This window comes from Nocardia sp. NBC_00508 (assembly GCF_036346875.1).
GTDB lineage: Bacteria > Actinomycetota > Actinomycetes > Mycobacteriales > Mycobacteriaceae > Nocardia.
In genome coordinates, this window is the sequence record NZ_CP107852.1 from 5,389,690 (window position 1) to 5,409,125 (window position 19,436).

A 19,436-nucleotide genomic window follows, 5' to 3' on the forward strand; every position below is an offset into this window, starting at 1 on the left:
TCCAATCGTCAAGGGATTCGAGGGTTGAAAGGACAGAAGCCGCCGTCGAAGAACGTCAGCGCTCCCGAGGCGGCCAGTTCGGCGTCGCGTTCGGCGTGCACGACCTCGCCGATGACGATGCTGTGGTCGCCGCTGTCGAAGACGGTGTCGAGCTTGCATTCCAGCCCTGCTGCCGCATTCGCCAGCATCGGCGCGGCGGTGTGCGGTCCGGGAAACCACTCGACCTGGTCGAACTGCACGCTACCGTTGGGGCGCGCCGAGTCGGCGAAATACCGTGCCACCGGCTCCTGCCGTGCCGAGAGCACCGAAACGGCGAACGCGCCCGCCTCGTGGATCGCCCGGTGCAGGCGCGCCGTGTGGGCGACGCACACCAGGATCAGCGGGGGATCCAGCGAGACGGACGTGAACGCGTTGGCGGTCATCCCGTGCGGCCGTGGCCACCCGGTGGTGACCACGGTGACACCGGTGGTGAAAGCGCCGAGCACGCGGCGCAGCTCGGCGCTTTCGGTCATGGGCGGGCCGCCTCCGTCGCCAACTCGGCGGGCTCGTCCTCATCCGGCGCGACCGGACCCGACGGCTGCGTTGCGCTCGGCGTCGCGTCGCGCTGCTGCCACCATTCGACGCCACTGCGGACCCACCAGTAGATGCCGCGGGCAGAACACACGATGACCAACGCGAAGAACAACCCGTAGGAGATGTGCAGCGCGGTGACGACGCCGTACAGGATGCCGACCGACGCGCCGAATACGATCTGCTGCTTCTTGCCCGACGGCGTGGTGCCGGGGTCGGTGACCATGTAGTTCGTGAACAGCACGAACGCCAGTCCGGTCATCATGCTCAGACCGGCCAGGATCGAGACGTTCGGTTCGAAGAGCCCGCGCACGATAGCCTGCAACGCGAACGCGCTCAGCCACGCGAGGATCAGCGGCATCTTCTTCGTCAGCTTGGAATTCAGCATGGTGCCGGTGGTCAGCAGCGCGAGCACGATGATCGCGTCCGGCGGTCCGGAGATGTACTCGGTGAAGTGGTACGGCGGCGCCACCGAGATCATCGGGAACACCAGGAAGGCCACCACGATCCCGAAATTCGACGGGTTCATGAAGTGCCGCACCTTGCCGTTGATCTTGGCGCGCAGCACCCACTTCGTGCCCACCGCGACCACGATGCCGAAGATCACCGGCCACAGCTTGTCGTGCGCGAACACCAGGAAGTTGAACGCCAGACCGGTGATGTGCGCGGGCAGCAGAAACTCGAACAGTCCGCGCGGCCCGCGGCCCATGAAGGCGGGCGGCCGTTTGTACGCCCAGGCGGCAAGGACTTCCAAGCCGATTTCGGTGGAGTACGCGGTGGCCAGCGCGATGAACGGCCACAGGAACGGCTGCTCGAAACCGAGCAGCGGGAACCCGATGACGTTGAAGACCGTGATCGAGATGGCGAAGTTGCGCAGCGCCAAGTAGCGCGGATCTTTCGCGGGCGCCGGCGTTTCCACCCACTCCTTGGCGAACTCGGTGCCCGACCGCTGCAGGGCCGAGATGCGTTCCGCGGTGGTGGTGGCCGTGCCCTTGCCGTCGGAGCCGCCGTTGGCCGCGGCGCTGCCGTTGCCGTCCGGGCTGGTTTCGGGATGGCCGTTCGACGCGGCCACCGCGTCGCCCGGCTCCTTCTTGTCGTTGTCGCTCATCGCTGCTTGACCTCCTGCGCGTCCGAGGCGAGGTTCACGGTGTGCCAGCCCGGCGCGAGCTGGAGGGTTTGTTCGTGCGGCGTGCCGTTGTTCTCACGCCAGCGGATCACGACGTTCAGCGCGGCGGCCGGATCGACACTGCCGAGACCGAGATGTACTTCGGTGGCACGCTTTCCGGTGTGCCCGCTGCCGCCGTCGACGTAGCTGGTGAGCAGCCTGCCGTCCGGCGTGCGCACCTCCACCTGGGCGTCCACCGCGGGAACACCCTGGACCGGGAGCCCGGCCACGGTGGTCGTGGTGGCGCCTTCCCAGGTCGGCTTGACCAGCTTCAGGCCGAGGAACTGGCCGTTGTTCGCCTTGTTGTTGTGGTAGAAGGTCGGATCGCCCCACTGCCGGGCGACGGCGAAGCTGAGCGCGCCGTTGCCGGAGGTGTCGCCGACGGCGATACCGCGCGAGGGGACCGGGGTGTCGATCCCGAGTGCGTGGGTGAGATTGGCGAACTTGCCGTCGTCACCGCGGCTGAAGAAGCCGACCGGATCGCTGCCGGCCAGATCGGCGTCCGCGCCGACGATCGGCCAGGCCCACGGGTACTTGACCAGCTCGTCGTTCATGGTGCCGAGTTCCTGGATCTGCGGCCACCGGTTGGTCTCGCCCTTGATCATGCCGGTGGCCTGGACCAGCTCGTTGCGGCCGTCGTTGTCGAAGTCGCCGGTCTTGGCGTCCCAGCCCCACGTCTCCCAGGCCAGGCCGACATCGGTCGCGCGGTTCTCGAACGGCGCGACGCCCTCGGCCAGCTGACGCGAAGCGTCCGCGGTGTCCTTGGCCGTGTTGTACCAGGCGAAGTGGCCTTCCATCAGCGCGAATCGCACCGCGATGTTGCTGACGAACAGGTCCGGCATGCCGTCGCCGTTCAGATCGCCGAACTCCGCGGCCATGCCCTTGTCCGAATCGTGGCCCATCACATACGACTTCGGGTCGGTGGGGCCGCGCTCGCCTTCGGCGAGATGGAATCGGATGTCACCCGGCTCGGACTGGTTGACGAACAGGCGGTCGCGCCCGAAGTCGTTGGACACGTACAGCTCCGGGAGCTGGTCGCCGGTGAGGTCCCTGGACGCGGCGGCCAGCGCCCACCCGGTATCCGTGCCGATCGGGAACGGATTGGCCACCTCGCGGAAGTCGGCGGTCGGCTCGTCGCCCGACTTGGCGGAGGCCAGCGTGAAGATGCGGGCCTTGCCGCCATTGCGCGCGTTGGACAGCGAGTCGCTCATCCGCAGCGCGAGTTCGGCGTCGTCGGTCAGCACGTCCATATCGGGGAAGTAATGGCCCAGGAAGATGTCCGGCTTGCCGTTACCGTCGAAGTCGGCGACCGAAACCACCGTGGTGATCCAGCGCTGGCCCTGATAGCTGCCGTCCGGGGTGTTCGGCGAGGCGACCAGGTCCACTGGACGGAAGGCCTTGGAGTCCAGGCGGTTGGCGTTCGCGCGCTGCAAGTACAGGATCGGCGTGCGGCCGTAGTACTGAACGAGCGCGTCCATCCGGCCGTCACCGTTGAAGTCGCCGGGTGTGCAACCCGACGGCACAGTGGACTCGTCGATGGGCAGCGGCTTCGGGTCCAGCACGAACGGCTCGTAGCGGCTGGTGTTGCTGTCCGGCGTCGGGCTCAGGAAAGCGGTGTCCGAGCGGGGATCGACGACGCACAGGTCATCGGCCAGCCGGTTGCCGTCGAAGTCGTTCATCGCGACGGCCGAGCCGATCGAGGAGATCCAGGCCGCCAGGTGGTCGTAGGCCGGACGCAGGTGGCGGATCTTGCGATCGGTGGGCAGCCCCTTGGGCAGGGCGATCGGCATCGCGGTGAAGTCGAACTTGCTCGCGATCGGCCCGCCCGCCTCGTCGTGGATGGGCAGCAGCGACGACCGCGCGGGAATGAACAGCGAGCCCATCAGCAGCAGGGCCACGCCGGGCACTACGGCTTTTCGGAGGAGAGATCGGTTGATGGGAACTTTCACGAGCGCTGCTCCTCCTCATGGGCGAGAGTGAATTGCTTTCCCGCGGTGTCCGCGAGTCCGTCGAGCACCTCGCGCAGCGTGGCCAGTGCCTGGTCCATTTGCTGCTCGGTGTGCCTGCAGTTGATGAAGAACCGCAGCCTTGCCTCCCCGGCCGGGACGACCGGGTGGGTGATGGCGTTCACGCTGAAATCCCGCTGCAACATCGCCAGCGCGGCCAGCACCGCGGGTTCGTCGGCGCCGGTCATGACCGGGATGATCGGCGAATCCTCGGACGTGCCGATGTCGAAGCCGTATTCCTTGGCGCGGCGGTGGAAGTACTCGCTGTTGTGCCGCAGTTGCGTCACGCGTTGCGGTTCGTCGCGCAGCACCTCCAGCCCGGCCAGCGCGGACCCGATGGCCGAGGGCGCAGGCGCGGCGGTGTACATGCTCAATCCGCCCGCGACGTACTTGAATCCGTCGACCAGCTCCCGGTTGCCCGCGAGATAGCCGCCCACGCTGCCGAGCGCCTTGGACAGGGTGCCCATCCAGACGTCCACGGCGTCGCCGGGCAGGTCGAACAGTTCGCGCACACCATGGCCGGTGGCGCCGAGCGTCCCGAACGAATGCGCCTCGTCGATCATGATCGAGCAGTCGTAACGCCGTGCCACCTCGATGATCTCGGGCAGCCGGACCACGTCGCCGTCCATGCTGTAGAGGCCCTCGATGATCACCATGGCACGATCGAAACTGCGCCGTGACATCTTCAGGATGGTCTCCAGCGACTCGGGGTCGTTGTGCCGGAACGAAACCCGCTTGCAGCGCGACCATTCGGTGCCGGAGACCACGCTGTGGTGGATCAGCGCGTCGCAGACCGCGAGATCGCGCTTACCCAGCAGGAATCCGACCGCCGCGGCATTGGTGAGGTAGCCGCTCGCGGTCACCAGAGCGGCTTCGGTGTCGTAGATTCGGGCGATCTCCGCTTCGAGTTCGCGGTAGATCGGCAGCTCGCCCGCCACGATGCGGACCGCGGCGGCGGAAGTGCCGTACTGATCGATCGCGTCCTTGGCCGCCTGTCGCACCCGCGGGTCGGCGGCCAGGTCCAGGTAGCCGAAGCTGCTGAAGTTCACCACATCCCGGTCGGCCATCCGGGTCACCGCCCCGCTGACGCCCTCGTGCGGCAGGTAGTACGGGTTCACCAGACCCACCTGCTGCACCCACGCGTCGAACCGCCCGAACCGCTGCCCGGCCTCCAGCACGCCGGGATGATCGCGGAAGGAGGTGTGCGCGACCCCGCGCCGCGCGCCGTTGCCGTTGGCCACCGCCGCGGTGGCGGAGCCGTTGTCGGCAGGCGCCGCGTTCGTGGTCGCCGGGGCCGCGCCCGTTTCTCCGGTCGTGTGCCTGGCCAGCAGTGTGCGGGCCAGGTTACGAGAGTTGTTGTCGGTCAATTCATCCTCGCTCTCGCTGCGCGTTCTTCTTCCTGTGCGATCTGCTCGGCGATTCGCGCGCCGAGCCCGCGCAATGTCAGTCCGATCACCGCGAGCACCGACAGCTGGGTCCCCAGCGTCTGCACGACGCGGGCCGCGAATTCCATGCCCATCAGTGAGTCCATGCCGAGTTCGGGCAGTGGGGTGTTCAGATCCACCGTCTCGGCGTCGACGCCGAGCACTGCGGCCAGCTGTTCGGCCAGCAGGTATGCGACCACCTCGCCGCGCTGCTCGGCACCCAGCCGCAAGATCTCCGCCCGTAGCGCGCCCGCGCCGGATGCGCCGCCGCCCGCGGCCGCGACCAGTTCGGCGAAACGCGGTGTGCGCGTGGACGGGCGGTGCGCCAACGCCCACTGGCTCCAGTCCACGTCGAACAGCACGATCTGCGGCAGGTCCAGCAGCAGGCACTCGCCGAGCATCTCGGTGGCCGTGTCCATGTCGACCGAGCGGTAACCGGTCCGCTCGGCGTACCGAGTGACCGCCTCGTAGTCGGCCATGCCGCCGCCACCGCTCATGAAGCCCCAGTTCACCGAAAGCGCGGCGGCGCCGCGGGCGCGCCGGGAAGCGGCGATCATGTCGAGCACGGAATTGGCTGCCGCATAGCCGAATTGAGGGGGGATGCCGACAATACTGCTGGCCGAGGAGAACAGCACGAACATGTCGAGGTCGATGCCTGCGGCGGTGACCGCGGTGTCCAGGTTCACCGCGCCGGCCACCTTGGGCCCGAAGATCTCCGCCAGCGACTCGGCGGTGATGTACGGGACCTCGATGTTGTTCACCACACCCGCGGCGTGGAACACCCCGCGCAGCGGATGGTCGCCGGTGTGGGTGCGCTCGATCAGCGCGGCGACGGCGTCGTAGTCGGCCACGTCGACGCGCTCCTCGACGACTTCGACTCCGGCGGCGACGAATTCGGCAACCGCGGCACGGGCCGCATCCCCGGTGGCGCCGCTACGCCCGACCAGCACCAGGCGACGGGCGCCGACCCGGACCAGCCAGCGCGCGGTAGCCAGGCCGAACGCGCCGAACCCTCCGGTCACCAGGTAGCTGCCCTCGGCATCGACGGGCAGACTCGGCCGTTTGGGCAGTACGGTCGGATTCGGTGCACGCAGATCGAGGACCACGCGGCCGATCTGCTTGGACCGCACCACGGTCTCGAACGCCTCGGCGGTCGAGTCGAGCGGGAACGCCGTGTAGGGCAGGTGGCTGTAGATGCCCTGGTCGCACGCTTTCATCGCGCGGCGTATCCCGCGGCGGACGATTTCGGGACGCACGGCCAGCGCCCGGTCCATGTCCACGGCGAAGAACGACAGGTTCCGGTCGAACGGACGCAGGTCGATGGCGCCGCCGCCGTAGATGTCGGCCTTGCCGATCTCGATGATCCGGCCGAACTCGGCAGCCACGCGCAGGTTCTGCTGGAGGATCTCGCCGGGGGAGGAGTTGTAGACGACGTCGACGCCGCGTCCGTCGGTCAGTGCGAGCACATCGTCGACGAAGCTGATCGAGCGCGAATTGACCACCTCGTGCGCGCCTGCCGCCGCGGCGATGGCGCGTCGCTCGTCCGAGCCGGCCGTCGCGATCACTCGCGCGCCGAGGTGCACGGCCACTTGGACCGCGGCCATGCCCATGCCGCCCGCCGCTCCGTGCACCAGCACCGTTTCACCTGGTTGCAGGTGCGCGAGCCGGTCGAAGGCGAATTCGGCGGTGAGGAAGGGCAGCGCCGAGCTGGAGTGGCACGGGTCGATCTCCGAGTCCACATAGTCGATCAGCATCGTGGCGCCTTCGTCGGGCCGGCACGTGAGATAGCGCCGGGTCATATCCTTGGCGCACACCGACATCCGGTCGCCCACCGCGATCCCGGTCACGCCGGGACCGACCCGCTCCACCACGCCGTACCCGTCCATGCCCAGCGCCGTGTCGAAATACGTTCCGGCCAGCTCCTTTTCGGTGAGCACGCCGAGCACCTTGAGCGCATCCTTGTAGTTGAGGCCCACCGCCTCCATCCGGATCTCGACCTCGCCGGGTCCGGGCGCCACGCGATCGACCGCGCGCCACGCCAGGTCCGGAAGCAGTCGCGAGCGCGGGATCTCCAGCTGGAAAGAGCTTTCCGGCTCGGTCAGCGGCGCGGCCTCGTCCCAGTGCGCCACCTGCTCGCGCAGTGATTTGCGCAGGTGCAGCGCCCAGCACGCGCCCGCGCGCAGCGCGACCTCGTCGGCCTGCTCGTCGCCGAGTACCTGCTCGATGACGTCGGCGGCGCGGGTGGCCGGTTCGGTGTCGACCAGCCGCCAGTGCGCCGCGGGTTGCTCGTTGCGCAGCGTGCGCCGCGCGCCGGTGAGCGCGGCCTGCGCGGGATGCCCGAAGTCGTCGGTCGGCAGGCAGAACGCCCGCTCGGTGACGACCACCGCGCGCACCTCCGCCGCCGGGGCGTCGCCCTCCTCCTCGCCGACCACCAGTTCGCCGACCGCCTTGGCGACCAGCGCGAGCCCGTAGGCATTCGGCACAGTGTCCAGTTCGGCGCCGGACACCACGACGAGGCGGCTGCGCGCCACGTCGGGTCGCTCGTGGGCGGCGCGCAGGGCCGCGAGTAAGCCTTCGGCGGCGCCGGTCTCCTCCGGCGCCAGTGTGAGGATCTCCGACGCGGTGCGGGCGCTGGCGATTTCCTTCGCCCGCTGCGAGACGGTGCTCCCCAGGCTGACCACGAGCAGGAACTCCTCGCCGTCCGAGGGCTCGTCGACAGCCGGGGCGTCGTCGACGATGGACCACACCGGCTCGTAGAACAGCTCGTCGAGCTGGTCGTGCAAATCCGGCTCGGCCGCGAGGCTGGTGAATCGCACGCCCGAAAGCATCAGTGCGACAGTGCCATCCGGCGAGGCGACGGTGATGTCGGCGCACAGTGGGTCGGCGCCTGCCCGGCGGACCAGCACCACGGCCTGCTCGGGCAACGGTCCGGTCCACCGCACCCCGGCGACCGAGGACGGCACCACGACACTCGCTCCGGTCGCGGTCTGGGCATAGAGAGCGGCGAAGCACTGCAGCGCGGCGTCGATCGCCGCGGGGTGGGCCAGGTGCGGCAGGTTCGGCGCGTTCTCGGTGAGCGGGGTGAGATCGAGCCGAGCCAGCACGGAGTCCGCCCCGACCTCGGCGGCGGTGATCAGCCGGAAGCTCGGGCCGTAGGCCAGCCCGTGCGCGGCGAGCCCGTCGTAGAGCGTCGAGGCCGCCACCTCGACCGCGTCCGCCGCCGGGGTGAGGTCGATCGTTCGCGCGTCGACGTCCGCCTCGATCAGCCTGCCGTGCGCGTTGACCGTCCAGGCGGTGCCGGTGGCGGTGCGGGAACGCAGGGTGAACCGGCGGGTGGTCTCCTCGACGGTGAGTCGCAGCACCGGCACGTCGTGTCGGCCGATCACCAGCGGCGCGACGAACTGGACCGACTCCAGGCCGAACGTCGAGCGTCCGGTGCGGATGGCGGCGGCGCTGAGCGCCGCGTCCAGGTAGGCCGCGCCCGGGAGCACGACCGACCCGTCCACCACGTGATCGGGCAGCCACGGCAGGGTGGCCACGGACAGTTCGATCTCCCACTCCGGTGCGGACGCCGCAGTGCGCTGGCCGAGCATGACGTAACCGTCGGTGGCTCCGATGCGATCGCGTTCGATCGCGGGGTCCTCCGTCCACAGGGTGCGGCGCTGCCACGGGTAGCGCGGCAGGTCCAGGTGCGCGGCAGGGGTTTCCGGCGCGCCGGGCGCCGACGTGGCGTCCAGCCCGCCGACCTGGTACAGGTCGCCGACCGCGCGGAGCAGGTTGTCGCGGTCGTCGGCGTTGCGGGACAGGGTGCTGATCGCCGCGCCGTCGAGGCCGCGGCGTACGAACGCCTCCCGGATGTTGCCGCTGAGCACCGGGTGCGGCCCCACCTCGAGGAAGACCCGGTGACCCGCGTCGAGCAGGCTGTCCACGGCCGCGCCGAACAGCACCGGCTCGCGCACGTTGCGGCACCAGTAGGCGGCGTCCCAGCCCGGTCCGGACAGTTCGCCGCCGGTGACGGTGGACCAGATCGGCACCCGCGCGGGCTGCGGCGCGAGCTCGGCCAGCACCGTCGTGAGGTCGCCGAGAATGGGATCCATGAGATGGCTGTGGTAGGGCACCTCGACGCGCAACGCCTTGGCGAAGACGCCCTCGTCGGTGAGTTCTTCCCGGATCCGGTCCAATTCGGCCGGATCGCCGGACAGCGTAGCCGCGGTATGGCTGTTGATCGCCGCGACGCAGACCCCCTCGATGCCCGAGAGGCGTTCGCGCAGCTGCTCTTCCGCCAGGCCGACGGCAAGCATGCCGCCGCTGCCCGCGGTGGTGGCCTGCAACCTGGCGCGGTGATAGCTCACCAGCAGCGCTTCACGCAACGAGAGCGACCCCGAGACGTAGGCCGAGGCCACCTCGCCGACGCTGTGGCCGACCACCGCGGCGGGGTGGATGCCGAGTTCGGCCAGTTCCGCGGTGAGCGCTGCTTGCACCAGGAAGTTCGCCGGCTGGGCATAGGCGGTCTGGATGATCCGCGACTGTTCTTCCGGGCGCAGGAGTTCTTCGACGATCGACCATCCCGCGATCTCGCGGAAGGTCTCGTCGATCGATCGCGCCGTTGCCGCGAAGTGGCCGTCGGCCTGGAGCAGGCCGCGCGCCATGCCCCACCACTGCGGGCCCATGCCGCTGAACACGAATACCGGCTCGGTCGAGCCGTCGGTGAGCGCGCGGGCCGGCGATTTGCCTGCGCCCGCGGCGAAATCGGCCAGTTGCGACCGCAGGTCGTCGCTGTCACGGTAGGCGAACGCGGCGCGGAGTGGATGGTGCGCGCGCTGCGTCCACGCCGCTTCGGTCACCGCGCCGACGGGCGCGTTCTCGGTCAGGCCGTGCAGGTGGGTGGCCATGGTGCGCAGCGCGGTCTCATTGCGGGCCGACAGCGGCAGCACGGTGATCGGCGTCCGCGCGGCGTCCTCGCGGGGCGCTTCGGGCGCTCGGGTGAGGACGGCGTGCGCGTTGGTTCCGCCGTAGCCGAAGCTGTTGACCGCCACCGCGGCCTGTCCGTCGGTGTTGGGCAGCGGCTCGGCCTCCAGCGGAATCCGCACTCGCAGTTCATCGAACCGGATCTCCGGGTTCGGGTTGTCCAGCCGCAACTGCGGCGCGATGACGCCGTGGTGCAGGGTCAGCGCCGCCTTGATGACGCCCGCGACGCCCGCGGCGGCTTCGGTGTGCCCGATGTTGTTCTTCACCGAACCGACCGGCAGCGGCTCGCCGCGGCCTTCGACCGCGCCGTACACCGCACCCAGCGCGGCCAATTCGAGCGGATCGCCGACCGGCGTCCCGGTGCCGTGTGCTTCCACGTAGCGGACGTCGTGCGCGTCGACGCCCGCCAGCCGGTGCACCCGCCGGGCCAGGGCGGCCTGCGCGTCCGGGTTGGGCACCGGGATGGCCAGCGTGCGGCCGTCCTGGTTGACGCCGCTGCCGCGCACCACCGCGTAGATCCGGTCGCGGTCGCGGACCGCCGCCTCCTGCGACTTCAGCACGATGGCGCCCGCGCCCTCGCCCCGACCGTACCCGTCGGCCGCGGCGTCGAAGGACTTGCACCGGCCGTCGACGGAGAGGAAGCGTCCCTTGCACATCGAGATGAACGCCTCGGGCCGCAGCATCGCGTTGGCGCCGCCGACGATCGCCGTCTCGCATTCCCCCGACTCCAGGGCGAGCACCGCCTGATGCAGTGCGACCAGTGACGAAGAGCAGGCGGTATCGATGGTCATGGTGGGCCCGAGCAGGTCCAGCAGGAACGCGATGCGGGCCGACAGCAGCGTGTGCGACGAGCTGGTCGGGCTGTGGCTGTTGATCGAGGCGCGGGACACCGCCCCGCTGCGCACCAGCGCGTTGTCGTTCATGAAGCCGCCGACGAACACGCCGACCTCGCGACCGCTCACCCGGCCCGCCATCCCGGCGTCGTCGAGCGCCTCCCAGGCGACCTCGAGCAGCAGCCGCTGCTGCGGGTCCATGATCGAGGCCTCGCGCTGGGAGATGCCGAAGAACTCGGCGTCGAACTCCCAGAGCGGCTGGGTCAGGAATCCGCCGTGCCTGGTGTACATCCGGCCGGGCGCGTCCGGGTCCGGGTCGTAGAACTTCGCGAGATTCCAGCGGTCCGGCGGGACTTCCACGACGCCGTCGCCCTTGTGCACGACGAAGTCCCAGAAAGAGGCCGGGCTATCGATGCCGCCCGGAAAACGGCAGCCGATACCGACAATTGCTACATTGGGCATGCAAAAACCCCTGATGCTCAGGTACTCGAAAACGCCTGCGGTCGGATCGGCGCCATCGAATCAGCGTGGAGACAACCGGAATCGCGACGCCGGTAAACATGTTCCGTCGTAGGCGCCGTCCGGAGAGGAAGTAGTTCCGTGGTCGGAGGTCAGTGTCCACCCATGGTAGGAGCGCTGATTCGCTGAGGTCAATACGGTATCGCGCAGTACACGAGTGAAAACTATTGCGCCTCAGTCGATATCAAATACGTCATCACCGCAGGTCAGAATGGGTATGACAGCATTATTCACCTGTTATTACAGGGTTATTGTCTAGTCGAGACCGGAGAAATTACAGCGTTATTCGCTCCTGTCCCGTCGGGTAGCCGACGTCCCGATGTCAACGGGACAACTGATTTCGTGAGCACGTGGGTAACTTGTTGAGAACCCCAAGAACTCGAGCGGCCCCCAACGCGGGACCCGAACGCAAATCCACCCGCCACCTCACTGGTACGGCCTGAATATGCGGAGAGGCGGGGGAGCGGCTACCATGGCTCGTCGACTACGCACTCGGGGTGAAAGGCGATGCGCCGTGGTTACGTACAACACCGGACAGTTCCGAATCGAGGCGGAAGCCGAACCCATCGAGAGCGTGGCGTGGCTGGCCGAATTCACCGAGCAGTACATCGCGGGCTGGAACAGCGGGGACCCGGCGGCCGTCGCGAAATGCGCGACCGAGGACACCATCTGGCACGATCCGTCCCTGTCCGAGCCGGCGCACGGTCGCGCGGGAGTCGAGAAGTTCGTCGCCGACACGGTGCGCTCGTTCCCGGACGTGGCCTACGCCAACCCGTTTCCGCCGGTGCTCGCCGCGGACAACCGGCTCGCCCTCGTGCCGTGGCGGATGACCGGTACGCATCTCGGTCCGATCGACCCACCAGGGTTCGCCGCCACCGGCAAGAAGCTCGACCTGCTCGTGGTGGATCTCTGGCAGTTCCGCTCCGGGCTGATCTGGCGCAGCCAGGCCAGCTGGGATCTGCAGGAGATGCTGCTCCAACTGGGCCTGATGCCGCCGCGCGGCAGCGCCGCCGAACGCGCTATGGCGCGCGCCCAGCGGGTCAGGTCCCGGTTGCCGTTCTGAGCCGGGGCCGGATCAGTCGCCGGGTTCGGCGGTGAACCGCTCCATCGCCACGAGGACCGCGGCGCCGACGGTCTCCAGTTCGGCGCCCATACCGACGAGCAGATGCACGATGGCGGGGACCAGCACCTCGAGGAGACCGTCGTCGCCCAGGTGTCCGGCCATCTCCAGCTGGACGAAGCCGAACAGGCCCATCCACAGCTGTGCGGCCGCCGAACGGATGTCGGGGCAATTGATCAGCCCCGCGCCCTGCGCTCGCCGCACCGCGCCGACCACGTGATCGAACGTTTCCTGGTAGTGCTCGAACTCCGAATCATGCCCGGCCACGAGCACATTGCCTCGGTTGATCTTCATGTCGATGCGCGTTCCGGTGCCGAACATCAGCTGGAACAGCTCCGGCCCGCGCTGTGCCTCGTCACGGAACACCAGGCCGAGGACCAGCAGATCGGCGATCGGCTCGTCGGTCACTCCCGCCGCGGTCATGCGGTCGGCCAGCTGCGCGAAGCCCGCGGAACCCGCGGCGCGGATCAGGCCCGGCATGCCGCCGAAATTGGAGTACACCGCCATGGTGGAGACTCCGCACATGCGCGACACCCGGCGGACGGTGAGGGCGTGCAACCCCTCGGTCGACACCACCTCCACGGTCGCGTCGATCAGGCGATCGCGCAGCGCGGTGCTCATCGCGTCGGGCGCGGCGGTCGGGCGCACGGCTAATTCGGTCATTCCGGCAGTTTGTTTGCTCATCGCTTCCGATTCCCCACCACGGTCAGGCCGCGACGCATAGGTCTTCTAGGTTGCTGTGCGGTCGGCCACGGCGTCGAAGCAGGACCGGCGGAACGACTTCGGCGCCGATCGATGCACCATCGACTCGCTCGGTCCGGGACGCTGATCGTGGTTCATCGCGCACAGATATCTCCGTCCTTGCCGCACGAACTGGCGGGCAGAGCGTGAAATGGGTCCGCGTTCGCGGGCTACGAGAAGCGGGCGCACCCGCCGGGAGGTGCGTGTCGGAGGTGAGTGTCGTCACTGAGACTGTATGTGATAGAGCGTAACACTCTCGGCCGTTGCGCCAAATGTTTTGCGTCCTTTCCGAATTCGCTCTCCAGCGCTTCGCTGTGGCAGCTGACGATCGAGACGCCGCGGTCCTGGGGTCGGTGACAAGCGGTCTCCGTCTCAACCCGGCGAATGGCAGAGGATGTCTCGGATCGGACAAATCAGACATGCGCTCGACGGGCGGGTTAGCGGATCGCGTACTTGTCAAGATCGACCTCGGGCTAGCTGGTGCGGAGCGAGCCGCCACCCGGATCCGTGCGTGGTGCGGATCCGAGCGGGCGAAATCGCCAGGGCAGGATGACGCGCCTCGGTAGCCGGCTGCTGCCGGTTCTCTATGCGGGCGGTCACTGACACCCGGCAACGGTATCGTCCACAGGGGACAGTTTCGAGGGTGGGAGGTCCATCGATGTTGTCACCGATTCCGGGAGTCATCGCCTGGCCTGCGATCGGCCTCGTCGCCGCGGTGCTCGCGGGCCGGTCGGTGGTCGTGCGCGACACCGTCGTCGATCAGTTGGTCAACCGGCTGTTCCTGTGGGGTTTGCTGAGCTTGCTGCTGTACCGCTGCGACATGACGCCCGGTGTCGCGAGCCTGGCCCATCAGCTGGCGCTCGGCTGCACGGTGATGTCGTCGATGTGCCTGCAAGGGATCGTCCGTGTCTGGGCCTTCGACGCGGACCCGGTAGCGGTCTGGCGCAGGCACCGCGTCTGCGCTCTGCTCGCCGCCGGATGCGCTGCCACGATCCTGCTGGCGGGCACGTCGGCGCGCCGCGAAGGACGACTGGTCGACCTGACCGCGAGCCCAGGGGACATCGTGGTGTGGACCGCGTTCGGCTTGCCGCTGCTCTTGAACACCTCGCTGCTGGCCCGGATGTGCCTGCGGGAGCTGCGGTCCGGTGGGATAGGCGTGGAGGGAAAGCTGGTCTCCGGCGTAATGGCATGGGCAGCAACTCTCTTCGGCGCCAATCTGGCGCTGTCGCTGGTGCAGGCGGTCACCGGGTGGCAGGGCGGGGGAACGCACCTGACCAGGGTTGAAGCGACGGTCACCGTGTGCCTGGTACTCGACGCGATGTTCACTGCCATTCCGCTGGTGAGGACGCTGCTCGCCGCGGCGGAGCTCGACCGTGCCGGGCGATCCTGCCGCAGGTTGCGCCCGCTGTGGCGAGATCTCACCGCGGCGGTTCCCGAGATCGTCCTGCCTCCCGTCCCGGAAGAACGCACCGACGCGTCGTCCCGGCTGATGCGGATGACCGTAGAGATCCAGGACGCCCTGTTGCACCTCGGTCGCTACGCTCCGGCCACGGTCGGCCCGGCCGGGTCGGGCTGTCCGCTGACCGACTACGCACACCAAGTGGCGCAGGCGACACGCGCGCGGAAGTCGGGGTCCGCGCGGGTCGGATCGGCCCCGGCCCGGTTGCCCGTGCCCGCGACGGATTTCGACGCCGGACTGCGGCAACTGCTCGCGCTCGCCCGGGTGTGGCCCACCGCCCGCGCCGGCCTCGTCGGCGTCTAGAGCACTGCTTGGGTCTGGGTGACCTTCGCGACCAGCTTGTCCGCGTCATCGCGGATCACCGTCTCGACCACGATGAACGAGCGTCCGGCATGCAGCGGAATCGCGGACGCCGTGGCGTAGCCGGAGCGCACGGCACGCAGGAAGTTCGTCTTCGACTCGACCGTGGTGGTGCCCTGCTTGCCTTCGGGCAGGTTCAGGAACGCGCACACCGCACCGGTCGCGTCGGCAAGCGACATCAGCACCCCGCCGTGCAGGACGCCACCGAGGGTGCACAGCGACTCGTCCCAGGCCAGCCGGCTGCATACCAGCTCGGGTCCCTGCGCGAGCACCTCGATGCCGAGGCGCTCGGTGAACGGCATGGTCCGGTGGAAGAGCGCGGTGCCCGTCTCGTCGATCATGAGCGCGATCCTGCCCGACGCGGTGTCCGGCGTCGATTACGTCGTCGGTAATCGGATGCCCGCGCACGTTGTGCAACGGAGACCCTGGCATCGGTTCGGTATCGGTCCCCGCGCGCTGAAACGCTTCGCCGTGCGCGCGGGTATCTGGACATGAACCCGATGAACAGGAGAACGCGATGACCGACCTCCAGCCGTTCTATCGGCAAGTGCAAACGCACTACGACGTCTCCGATGCGTTCTACGCGCTTTTCCTCGATCCCTCGATGACTTACAGCTGTGCCTATTTCGAGCACCAGGACATGACGCTGGAACAAGCGCAGTACGCCAAGATCGACCTCGCGCTGGGAAAGCTCGACCTGCGACCGGGAATGACGCTGCTCGACATCGGCTGCGGCTGGGGCGCGACGATGGTGCGCGCCGCCACCGAGTACGGCGCCAAGGTCGTCGGGTTCACCCTCAGCCGCAACCAGTACGACTACGTCCAGTCCATGATCGACCGGCAGCGCCTCGCGCACGCCGAGGTCCGGCTACAGGGCTGGGAGGAATACGACGGCGATGCCGACCGGATCGTCAGCATCGGCGCGTTCGAGCATTTCCGGCGCGAGCGCTATGCGACGTTCTTCGAACGGTGTCATCGGATGCTCCCGCCGGGCGGGCGGATGCTTCTGCACACCATCGTCGGCTACACACTGGACGACCTCCGTCGCATGAATATCCCTGTGACCAGAGAACATGCGCTGTTTCACATCTTCATCAAGCGGGAGATCTTCCCGGGCGGCCAGCTGCCGCAGCCCGCCGAGGTGACCCGGGTCGCCGGACGCGCCGGATTCGGCACGGAGAAGATCCAGGAACTGCGACCGCACTACGCGCGCACCCTCGACTTCTGGGCACAGGCGCTGCGCGAGCGTCGTGCCGAGGCGATCGCGATCGCTTCCGAGGAGGTCTACGAGCGGTATCTGAAGTACCTCACCGGCTGCGCGGCGAACTTCCGTAGCGGGCACATCGACGTCATGCAGTTCACCTTGGTGAAGGAAGGCGCCGCCCGATAGCCGACAACCGGTTCAGCCGCCGAACGATCCGGTATGGGGCCGCGGCGGCAGCAGCCGCCACGGACCGCAGTTCTCCGTCTTGAATGCGACGTCGGTCGGCTTGATCTCCACTCGGACCGGGCTGAGCCGGGTGAAGTTGTTGGCGAGGATGTTCTGCATGTTCGTGTTGTCGCCTTCGACTTTCCACAGCCTGCGCCAGTCGCAACCGAAGGCCGGATCGGGCGTGCCAGGCGCCTCCCAGACGCCGGGAAGAATGTCGACGCCGACCAGGTAGACGCCGTCCTGCGGCATGGTGTTCGCGGGTTCGGCCGCCGCCGTTCCCGCGGCGACCAGGGTTAATGCGGAGGTCACGGCCCCCGCGAATAGAAGCGCGCTTGCACGCATAACGGTGTTCTCCTCGACTGTGCTACCGCCGCGTCGCGGCTGTCGTTCTTCCGCCGTCGCGGCCGACCTGGGAGATCCCCGCATCTCCGCGGCCAGACTTACCAGAACAGACCCGATGGTGTGCCGGAATTCGCGGATTCCTGTGCTGTCGAACAACACCGCACCGAATCGCGCGCGATGTTGTCATCGGATCGAGGCGCCGCGATATCCCCTACATGAAGTGTGCTCGGCGTGCCCGCGGCCTCGGCCGGTCGGCGCCATGCGGTATGCGATGTGCGCGATTGTGCACCGACGACGGGCTCGCCGCGGTGCTCACCGCCGACCGGGCGTTGTTGCACTGGCGAGCCGTGCAAGCCCTCGGCGACCGCGGTCTGGCCGAACACGCCGTGCAGGAGACGTTGCTGCGCGCCTGGCGCTCGTGCGCGCGGTTCGACGAAGACAGGGGCGCCCTCCGAACCTGGCTGCTGGCGATCCACCGCAACGTCGTCGTCGACATGAGCCGCGCCCGTGCCGCGCGACCGGGCGATTCCGGCTGGGACGAACTCGGTGAACTGGTCGACTCCCGCCACGCGCACCCGGACTTCTCCGACGGTCTGGTCGACGGCATGCTGGTGGCCCAGCTATTGGCGCTGCTGCCCGCCTCGCAGCGGGCGGCCGTCACCGAAGTCATCCTGCGCGACCGCGCCTACCAGGAGGTTGCGGATGAATTCGGCGTGCCGGTCGGCACCGTGAAGACTCGGGTGCACTACGCTCTGCGATCTCTGCGCAAACTGCCCCAGTGCGCCTGACGGCGCGGCGCGGCGCGCGCTGTAACACTTCGATAACGCGCCTTGCTTGCTGAGACAGGTGTTGCCAGAGTGAACCGTGGGTTTGGTGTTACAAGTGGGAAGGGAGGGGTGCCCCGTCCCGGGGCGCCGACCGCACTATGAAGCCAAGCATCATCAAGGCCGGTATCTGTACCGCCGTCACGGCCGCGGTAACGATGACGGTGTCCGGAACGCTCCCGGTCACCGCGCAGGCTGTACCGACATCGCCGGATCTGGCGAACAAGCTCGCAGGCAGAACCGTATTCCTCGACCCGGGACACCAGGGGTCGAGCCACTCCGAAAACCTTGCCAGACCGGTCAGCGACGGTCGCGGCGGCACGAAGGACTGTCAGACCACCGGGATGGCCACGATGAACGGCATTCCGGAACACACCATCAACTGGAACGTCACCCAGTTGGTCAGAACCGCGCTGGAGGGCATGGGCGCGCGCGTTGTGCTGAGCCGCCCGGACGACACGGGCTGGGGTGGCTGCATCGATGACCGGGCGAACGCGGCGACTCAGTCCGGCGCCACCGTGGCGGTGAGTATCCATGCCGACAGCGCGCCCGGGGAGTATCGCGGGTTCCACCTGATCGTCCCGGAACTGCCCGTCCCGAACCCGATCGTCAATGAGGTCCAGTCCGGAGCAGGACTCGCGGCGTCGAAGGCGGTGCGGGACGCGTATCGGCAGGCGGGCTTCGTCTCGGCGAACTACGGCGGCGTGGTGGACGGGCTGCAGACCCGCAAGGATATCGCCGGGCCCGCGCTGACCGCGGTGCCGCTCGTTTTCCTGGAGATGGGCAACGGAGCCAATCCCGAGGACGCGGCGCTGCTGGAGACGCCGCAAGGCCAGCTGAAGCACGCGATCGCCCTCACGACCGGGCTCGTCGGCTACCTGCTCGCATCGCAGGCGGGTGCGCCGTCGGACCAGTCCGCGGTCCGGTCCATTCCGCAACCGGGTGCGCCGACCGACCTTCCGGCGGGGGAGCAGAGCACTCCGCAGGGGCAGGCGAACCCGGGTACGCCGCAGGCCCAGACGATTCCGGGTGTGCCACAGACCCCGGCGATTCCGGGTGTGCCGCAGGGGCAGTCGGTTCCGGGTGCGCCGCAGAGTCAGTCGGTCCCGGGCATGCCGCAGACTCCGGCGATTCCGGGTGTGCCGCAGGGGCAGTCGGTTCCGGGTGCGCCGCAGAGTCAGTCGGTCCCGGGTGCGCCGCAGAGTCAGTCGGTCCCGGGCATGCCGCAGAGTCAGTCGGTTCCGGGTGCGCCGCAGAGTCAGTCGGTCCCGGGCATGCCGCAGAATCAGTCGGTCCCGGGCATGCCACAGAATCAGTCGGTCCCGGGTGTGCCGCAGAGCCAGTCGGTTCCGGGCGCACCTCAGGCGCAGTCCACACCGGGCACCTCGGCGACGCCGAACGCTCCGGGTACATCGGCGACACCGACGTCGCCGGGCACATCCGGAACACAATCGCCGAGCACACCGAACGCTCAGCAATCACCAGGGATCACCGGAGATCCAGGGTCGATCATGGAGTTGCTGGGACCGCTGGCGAAATCGCTCGGCTTGGACGACAGCGCCGTCAGCACGGAGTTGATCAACCTGGCCTATACCCTTGCGGGCATGCTGCTGGGCCCCGCGAAATAGTCCGCACACCGAACCCACTGGACGCCATCCTCGCCCGCTGAGGAT

14 protein-coding genes are annotated in these 19,436 nt (G+C 68.4%); 6 read left to right on the top strand and 8 right to left on the bottom strand.

What is annotated here, in order from left to right:
- Positions 1–8 precede the first annotated feature (8 nt).
- Genes OHA40_RS24070 through OHA40_RS24090 form a run of 5 tightly spaced genes read right to left on the bottom strand, consistent with a single transcriptional unit; the run spans position 9 to position 11,428 of the window.
- Positions 9–512 carry a flavin reductase family protein gene (locus tag OHA40_RS24070; RefSeq protein WP_330229151.1) on the bottom strand — a complete coding sequence of 168 codons (504 nt, stop codon included), beginning with the start codon at positions 510–512 and terminating at the stop codon, positions 9–11.
- Positions 509–1,678: an enediyne biosynthesis protein gene (locus OHA40_RS24075; RefSeq protein WP_330229152.1), complete on the bottom strand. Its 1,170-nt coding sequence runs from the start codon at positions 1,676–1,678 to the stop codon at positions 509–511. Before OHA40_RS24075 ends, OHA40_RS24070 begins: the two co-directional genes overlap by 4 nt.
- Positions 1,675–3,684, bottom strand: coding sequence for a CRTAC1 family protein (locus OHA40_RS24080; protein ID WP_330229153.1), 2,010 nt, complete (start codon positions 3,682–3,684; stop codon positions 1,675–1,677). The genes OHA40_RS24075 and OHA40_RS24080 overlap by 4 nt, the downstream gene beginning before the upstream one ends.
- Positions 3,681–5,108 (bottom strand): aminotransferase class I/II-fold pyridoxal phosphate-dependent enzyme, encoded by a 1,428-nt coding sequence (locus OHA40_RS24085; protein WP_330229154.1) that lies wholly within the window; start codon positions 5,106–5,108, stop codon positions 3,681–3,683. Before OHA40_RS24085 ends, OHA40_RS24080 begins: the two co-directional genes overlap by 4 nt.
- Positions 5,105–11,428, bottom strand: coding sequence for an SDR family NAD(P)-dependent oxidoreductase (locus OHA40_RS24090; RefSeq protein ID WP_330229155.1), 6,324 nt, complete (start codon positions 11,426–11,428; stop codon positions 5,105–5,107). Before OHA40_RS24090 ends, OHA40_RS24085 begins: the two co-directional genes overlap by 4 nt.
- A 571-nt stretch (positions 11,429–11,999) precedes the next feature.
- Between OHA40_RS24090 and OHA40_RS24095 the strand changes: the two genes are divergently transcribed.
- Entirely contained in the window at positions 12,000–12,548 is a 549-nt protein-coding gene (locus tag OHA40_RS24095) for an ester cyclase (RefSeq protein ID WP_330229156.1), read from the top strand.
- A 12-nt stretch (positions 12,549–12,560) separates the two neighbouring features.
- Here the strand turns inward: OHA40_RS24095 and OHA40_RS24100 are convergent, their stop codons facing one another.
- Complete coding sequence (locus tag OHA40_RS24100) at positions 12,561–13,268, bottom strand: TetR/AcrR family transcriptional regulator (protein ID WP_330229157.1); 708 nt, start codon at positions 13,266–13,268, stop codon at positions 12,561–12,563.
- A 736-nt stretch (positions 13,269–14,004) separates the two neighbouring features.
- On the opposite strand from OHA40_RS24100, the gene OHA40_RS24105 reads away from it, so the two are divergent.
- Positions 14,005–15,108, top strand: a complete 1,104-nt coding sequence (locus OHA40_RS24105) for an MAB_1171c family putative transporter (protein WP_330229158.1) — start codon at positions 14,005–14,007, stop codon at positions 15,106–15,108.
- On the opposite strand, the gene OHA40_RS24110 is transcribed toward OHA40_RS24105, so the two are convergent.
- Complete coding sequence (locus OHA40_RS24110) at positions 15,105–15,506, bottom strand: PaaI family thioesterase (protein ID WP_330229159.1); 402 nt, start codon at positions 15,504–15,506, stop codon at positions 15,105–15,107. The two genes, OHA40_RS24105 and OHA40_RS24110, sit on opposite strands and share 4 nt — an antisense overlap.
- On the opposite strand from OHA40_RS24110, the gene OHA40_RS24115 reads away from it, so the two are divergent.
- Complete coding sequence (locus OHA40_RS24115; protein ID WP_330229160.1) at positions 15,505–15,660, top strand: hypothetical protein; 156 nt, start codon at positions 15,505–15,507, stop codon at positions 15,658–15,660. The genes OHA40_RS24110 and OHA40_RS24115 overlap by 2 nt on opposite strands.
- A gap of 22 nt (positions 15,661–15,682) precedes the next feature.
- Complete coding sequence (locus tag OHA40_RS24120) at positions 15,683–16,555, top strand: cyclopropane mycolic acid synthase family methyltransferase (protein ID WP_330229161.1); 873 nt, start codon at positions 15,683–15,685, stop codon at positions 16,553–16,555.
- Between the two features lie 12 nt (positions 16,556–16,567).
- Here OHA40_RS24120 and OHA40_RS24125 read toward each other — a convergent pair whose 3' ends face one another.
- Entirely contained in the window at positions 16,568–16,939 is a 372-nt protein-coding gene (locus OHA40_RS24125) for a hypothetical protein (RefSeq protein ID WP_330229162.1), read from the bottom strand.
- A gap of 281 nt (positions 16,940–17,220) precedes the next feature.
- Between OHA40_RS24125 and OHA40_RS24130 the strand changes: the two genes are divergently transcribed.
- Both OHA40_RS24130 and OHA40_RS34770 read left to right on the top strand, forming a co-directional pair.
- A complete protein-coding gene (locus OHA40_RS24130; protein ID WP_330229163.1) occupies positions 17,221–17,727 on the top strand; it encodes a sigma-70 family RNA polymerase sigma factor in 507 nt (168 codons plus the stop codon).
- 137 nt (positions 17,728–17,864) lie between these two features.
- The gene (locus tag OHA40_RS34770) at positions 17,865–19,391 is read left to right on the top strand and encodes an N-acetylmuramoyl-L-alanine amidase (protein WP_442943803.1); all 1,527 of its coding nucleotides are present in this window, start codon (positions 17,865–17,867) and stop codon (positions 19,389–19,391) included.
- Positions 19,392–19,436 lie beyond the last annotated feature (45 nt).

Excerpts from the sequence above, each read along its gene's own strand:
- OHA40_RS24115 (WP_330229160.1), top strand. The coding sequence starts at position 15,505 with ATGAGCGCGATCCTGCCCGACGCGGTGTCCGGCGTCGATTACGTCGTC.
- OHA40_RS24090 (WP_330229155.1), bottom strand. The coding sequence starts at position 11,428 with ATGCCCAATGTAGCAATTGTCGGTATCGGCTGCCGTTTTCCGGGCGGC.
- OHA40_RS24120 (WP_330229161.1), top strand. The coding sequence starts at position 15,683 with ATGACCGACCTCCAGCCGTTCTATCGGCAAGTGCAAACGCACTACGAC.
- OHA40_RS24070 (WP_330229151.1), bottom strand. The coding sequence starts at position 512 with ATGACCGAAAGCGCCGAGCTGCGCCGCGTGCTCGGCGCTTTCACCACC.
- OHA40_RS24110 (WP_330229159.1), bottom strand. The coding sequence starts at position 15,506 with ATGATCGACGAGACGGGCACCGCGCTCTTCCACCGGACCATGCCGTTC.
- OHA40_RS24125 (WP_330229162.1), bottom strand. The coding sequence starts at position 16,939 with ATGCGTGCAAGCGCGCTTCTATTCGCGGGGGCCGTGACCTCCGCATTA.
- OHA40_RS24105 (WP_330229158.1), top strand. The coding sequence starts at position 14,005 with ATGTTGTCACCGATTCCGGGAGTCATCGCCTGGCCTGCGATCGGCCTC.
- OHA40_RS24075 (WP_330229152.1), bottom strand. The coding sequence starts at position 1,678 with ATGAGCGACAACGACAAGAAGGAGCCGGGCGACGCGGTGGCCGCGTCG.
- OHA40_RS34770 (WP_442943803.1), top strand. The coding sequence starts at position 17,865 with ATGAAGCCAAGCATCATCAAGGCCGGTATCTGTACCGCCGTCACGGCC.
- OHA40_RS24100 (WP_330229157.1), bottom strand. The coding sequence starts at position 13,268 with ATGACCGAATTAGCCGTGCGCCCGACCGCCGCGCCCGACGCGATGAGC.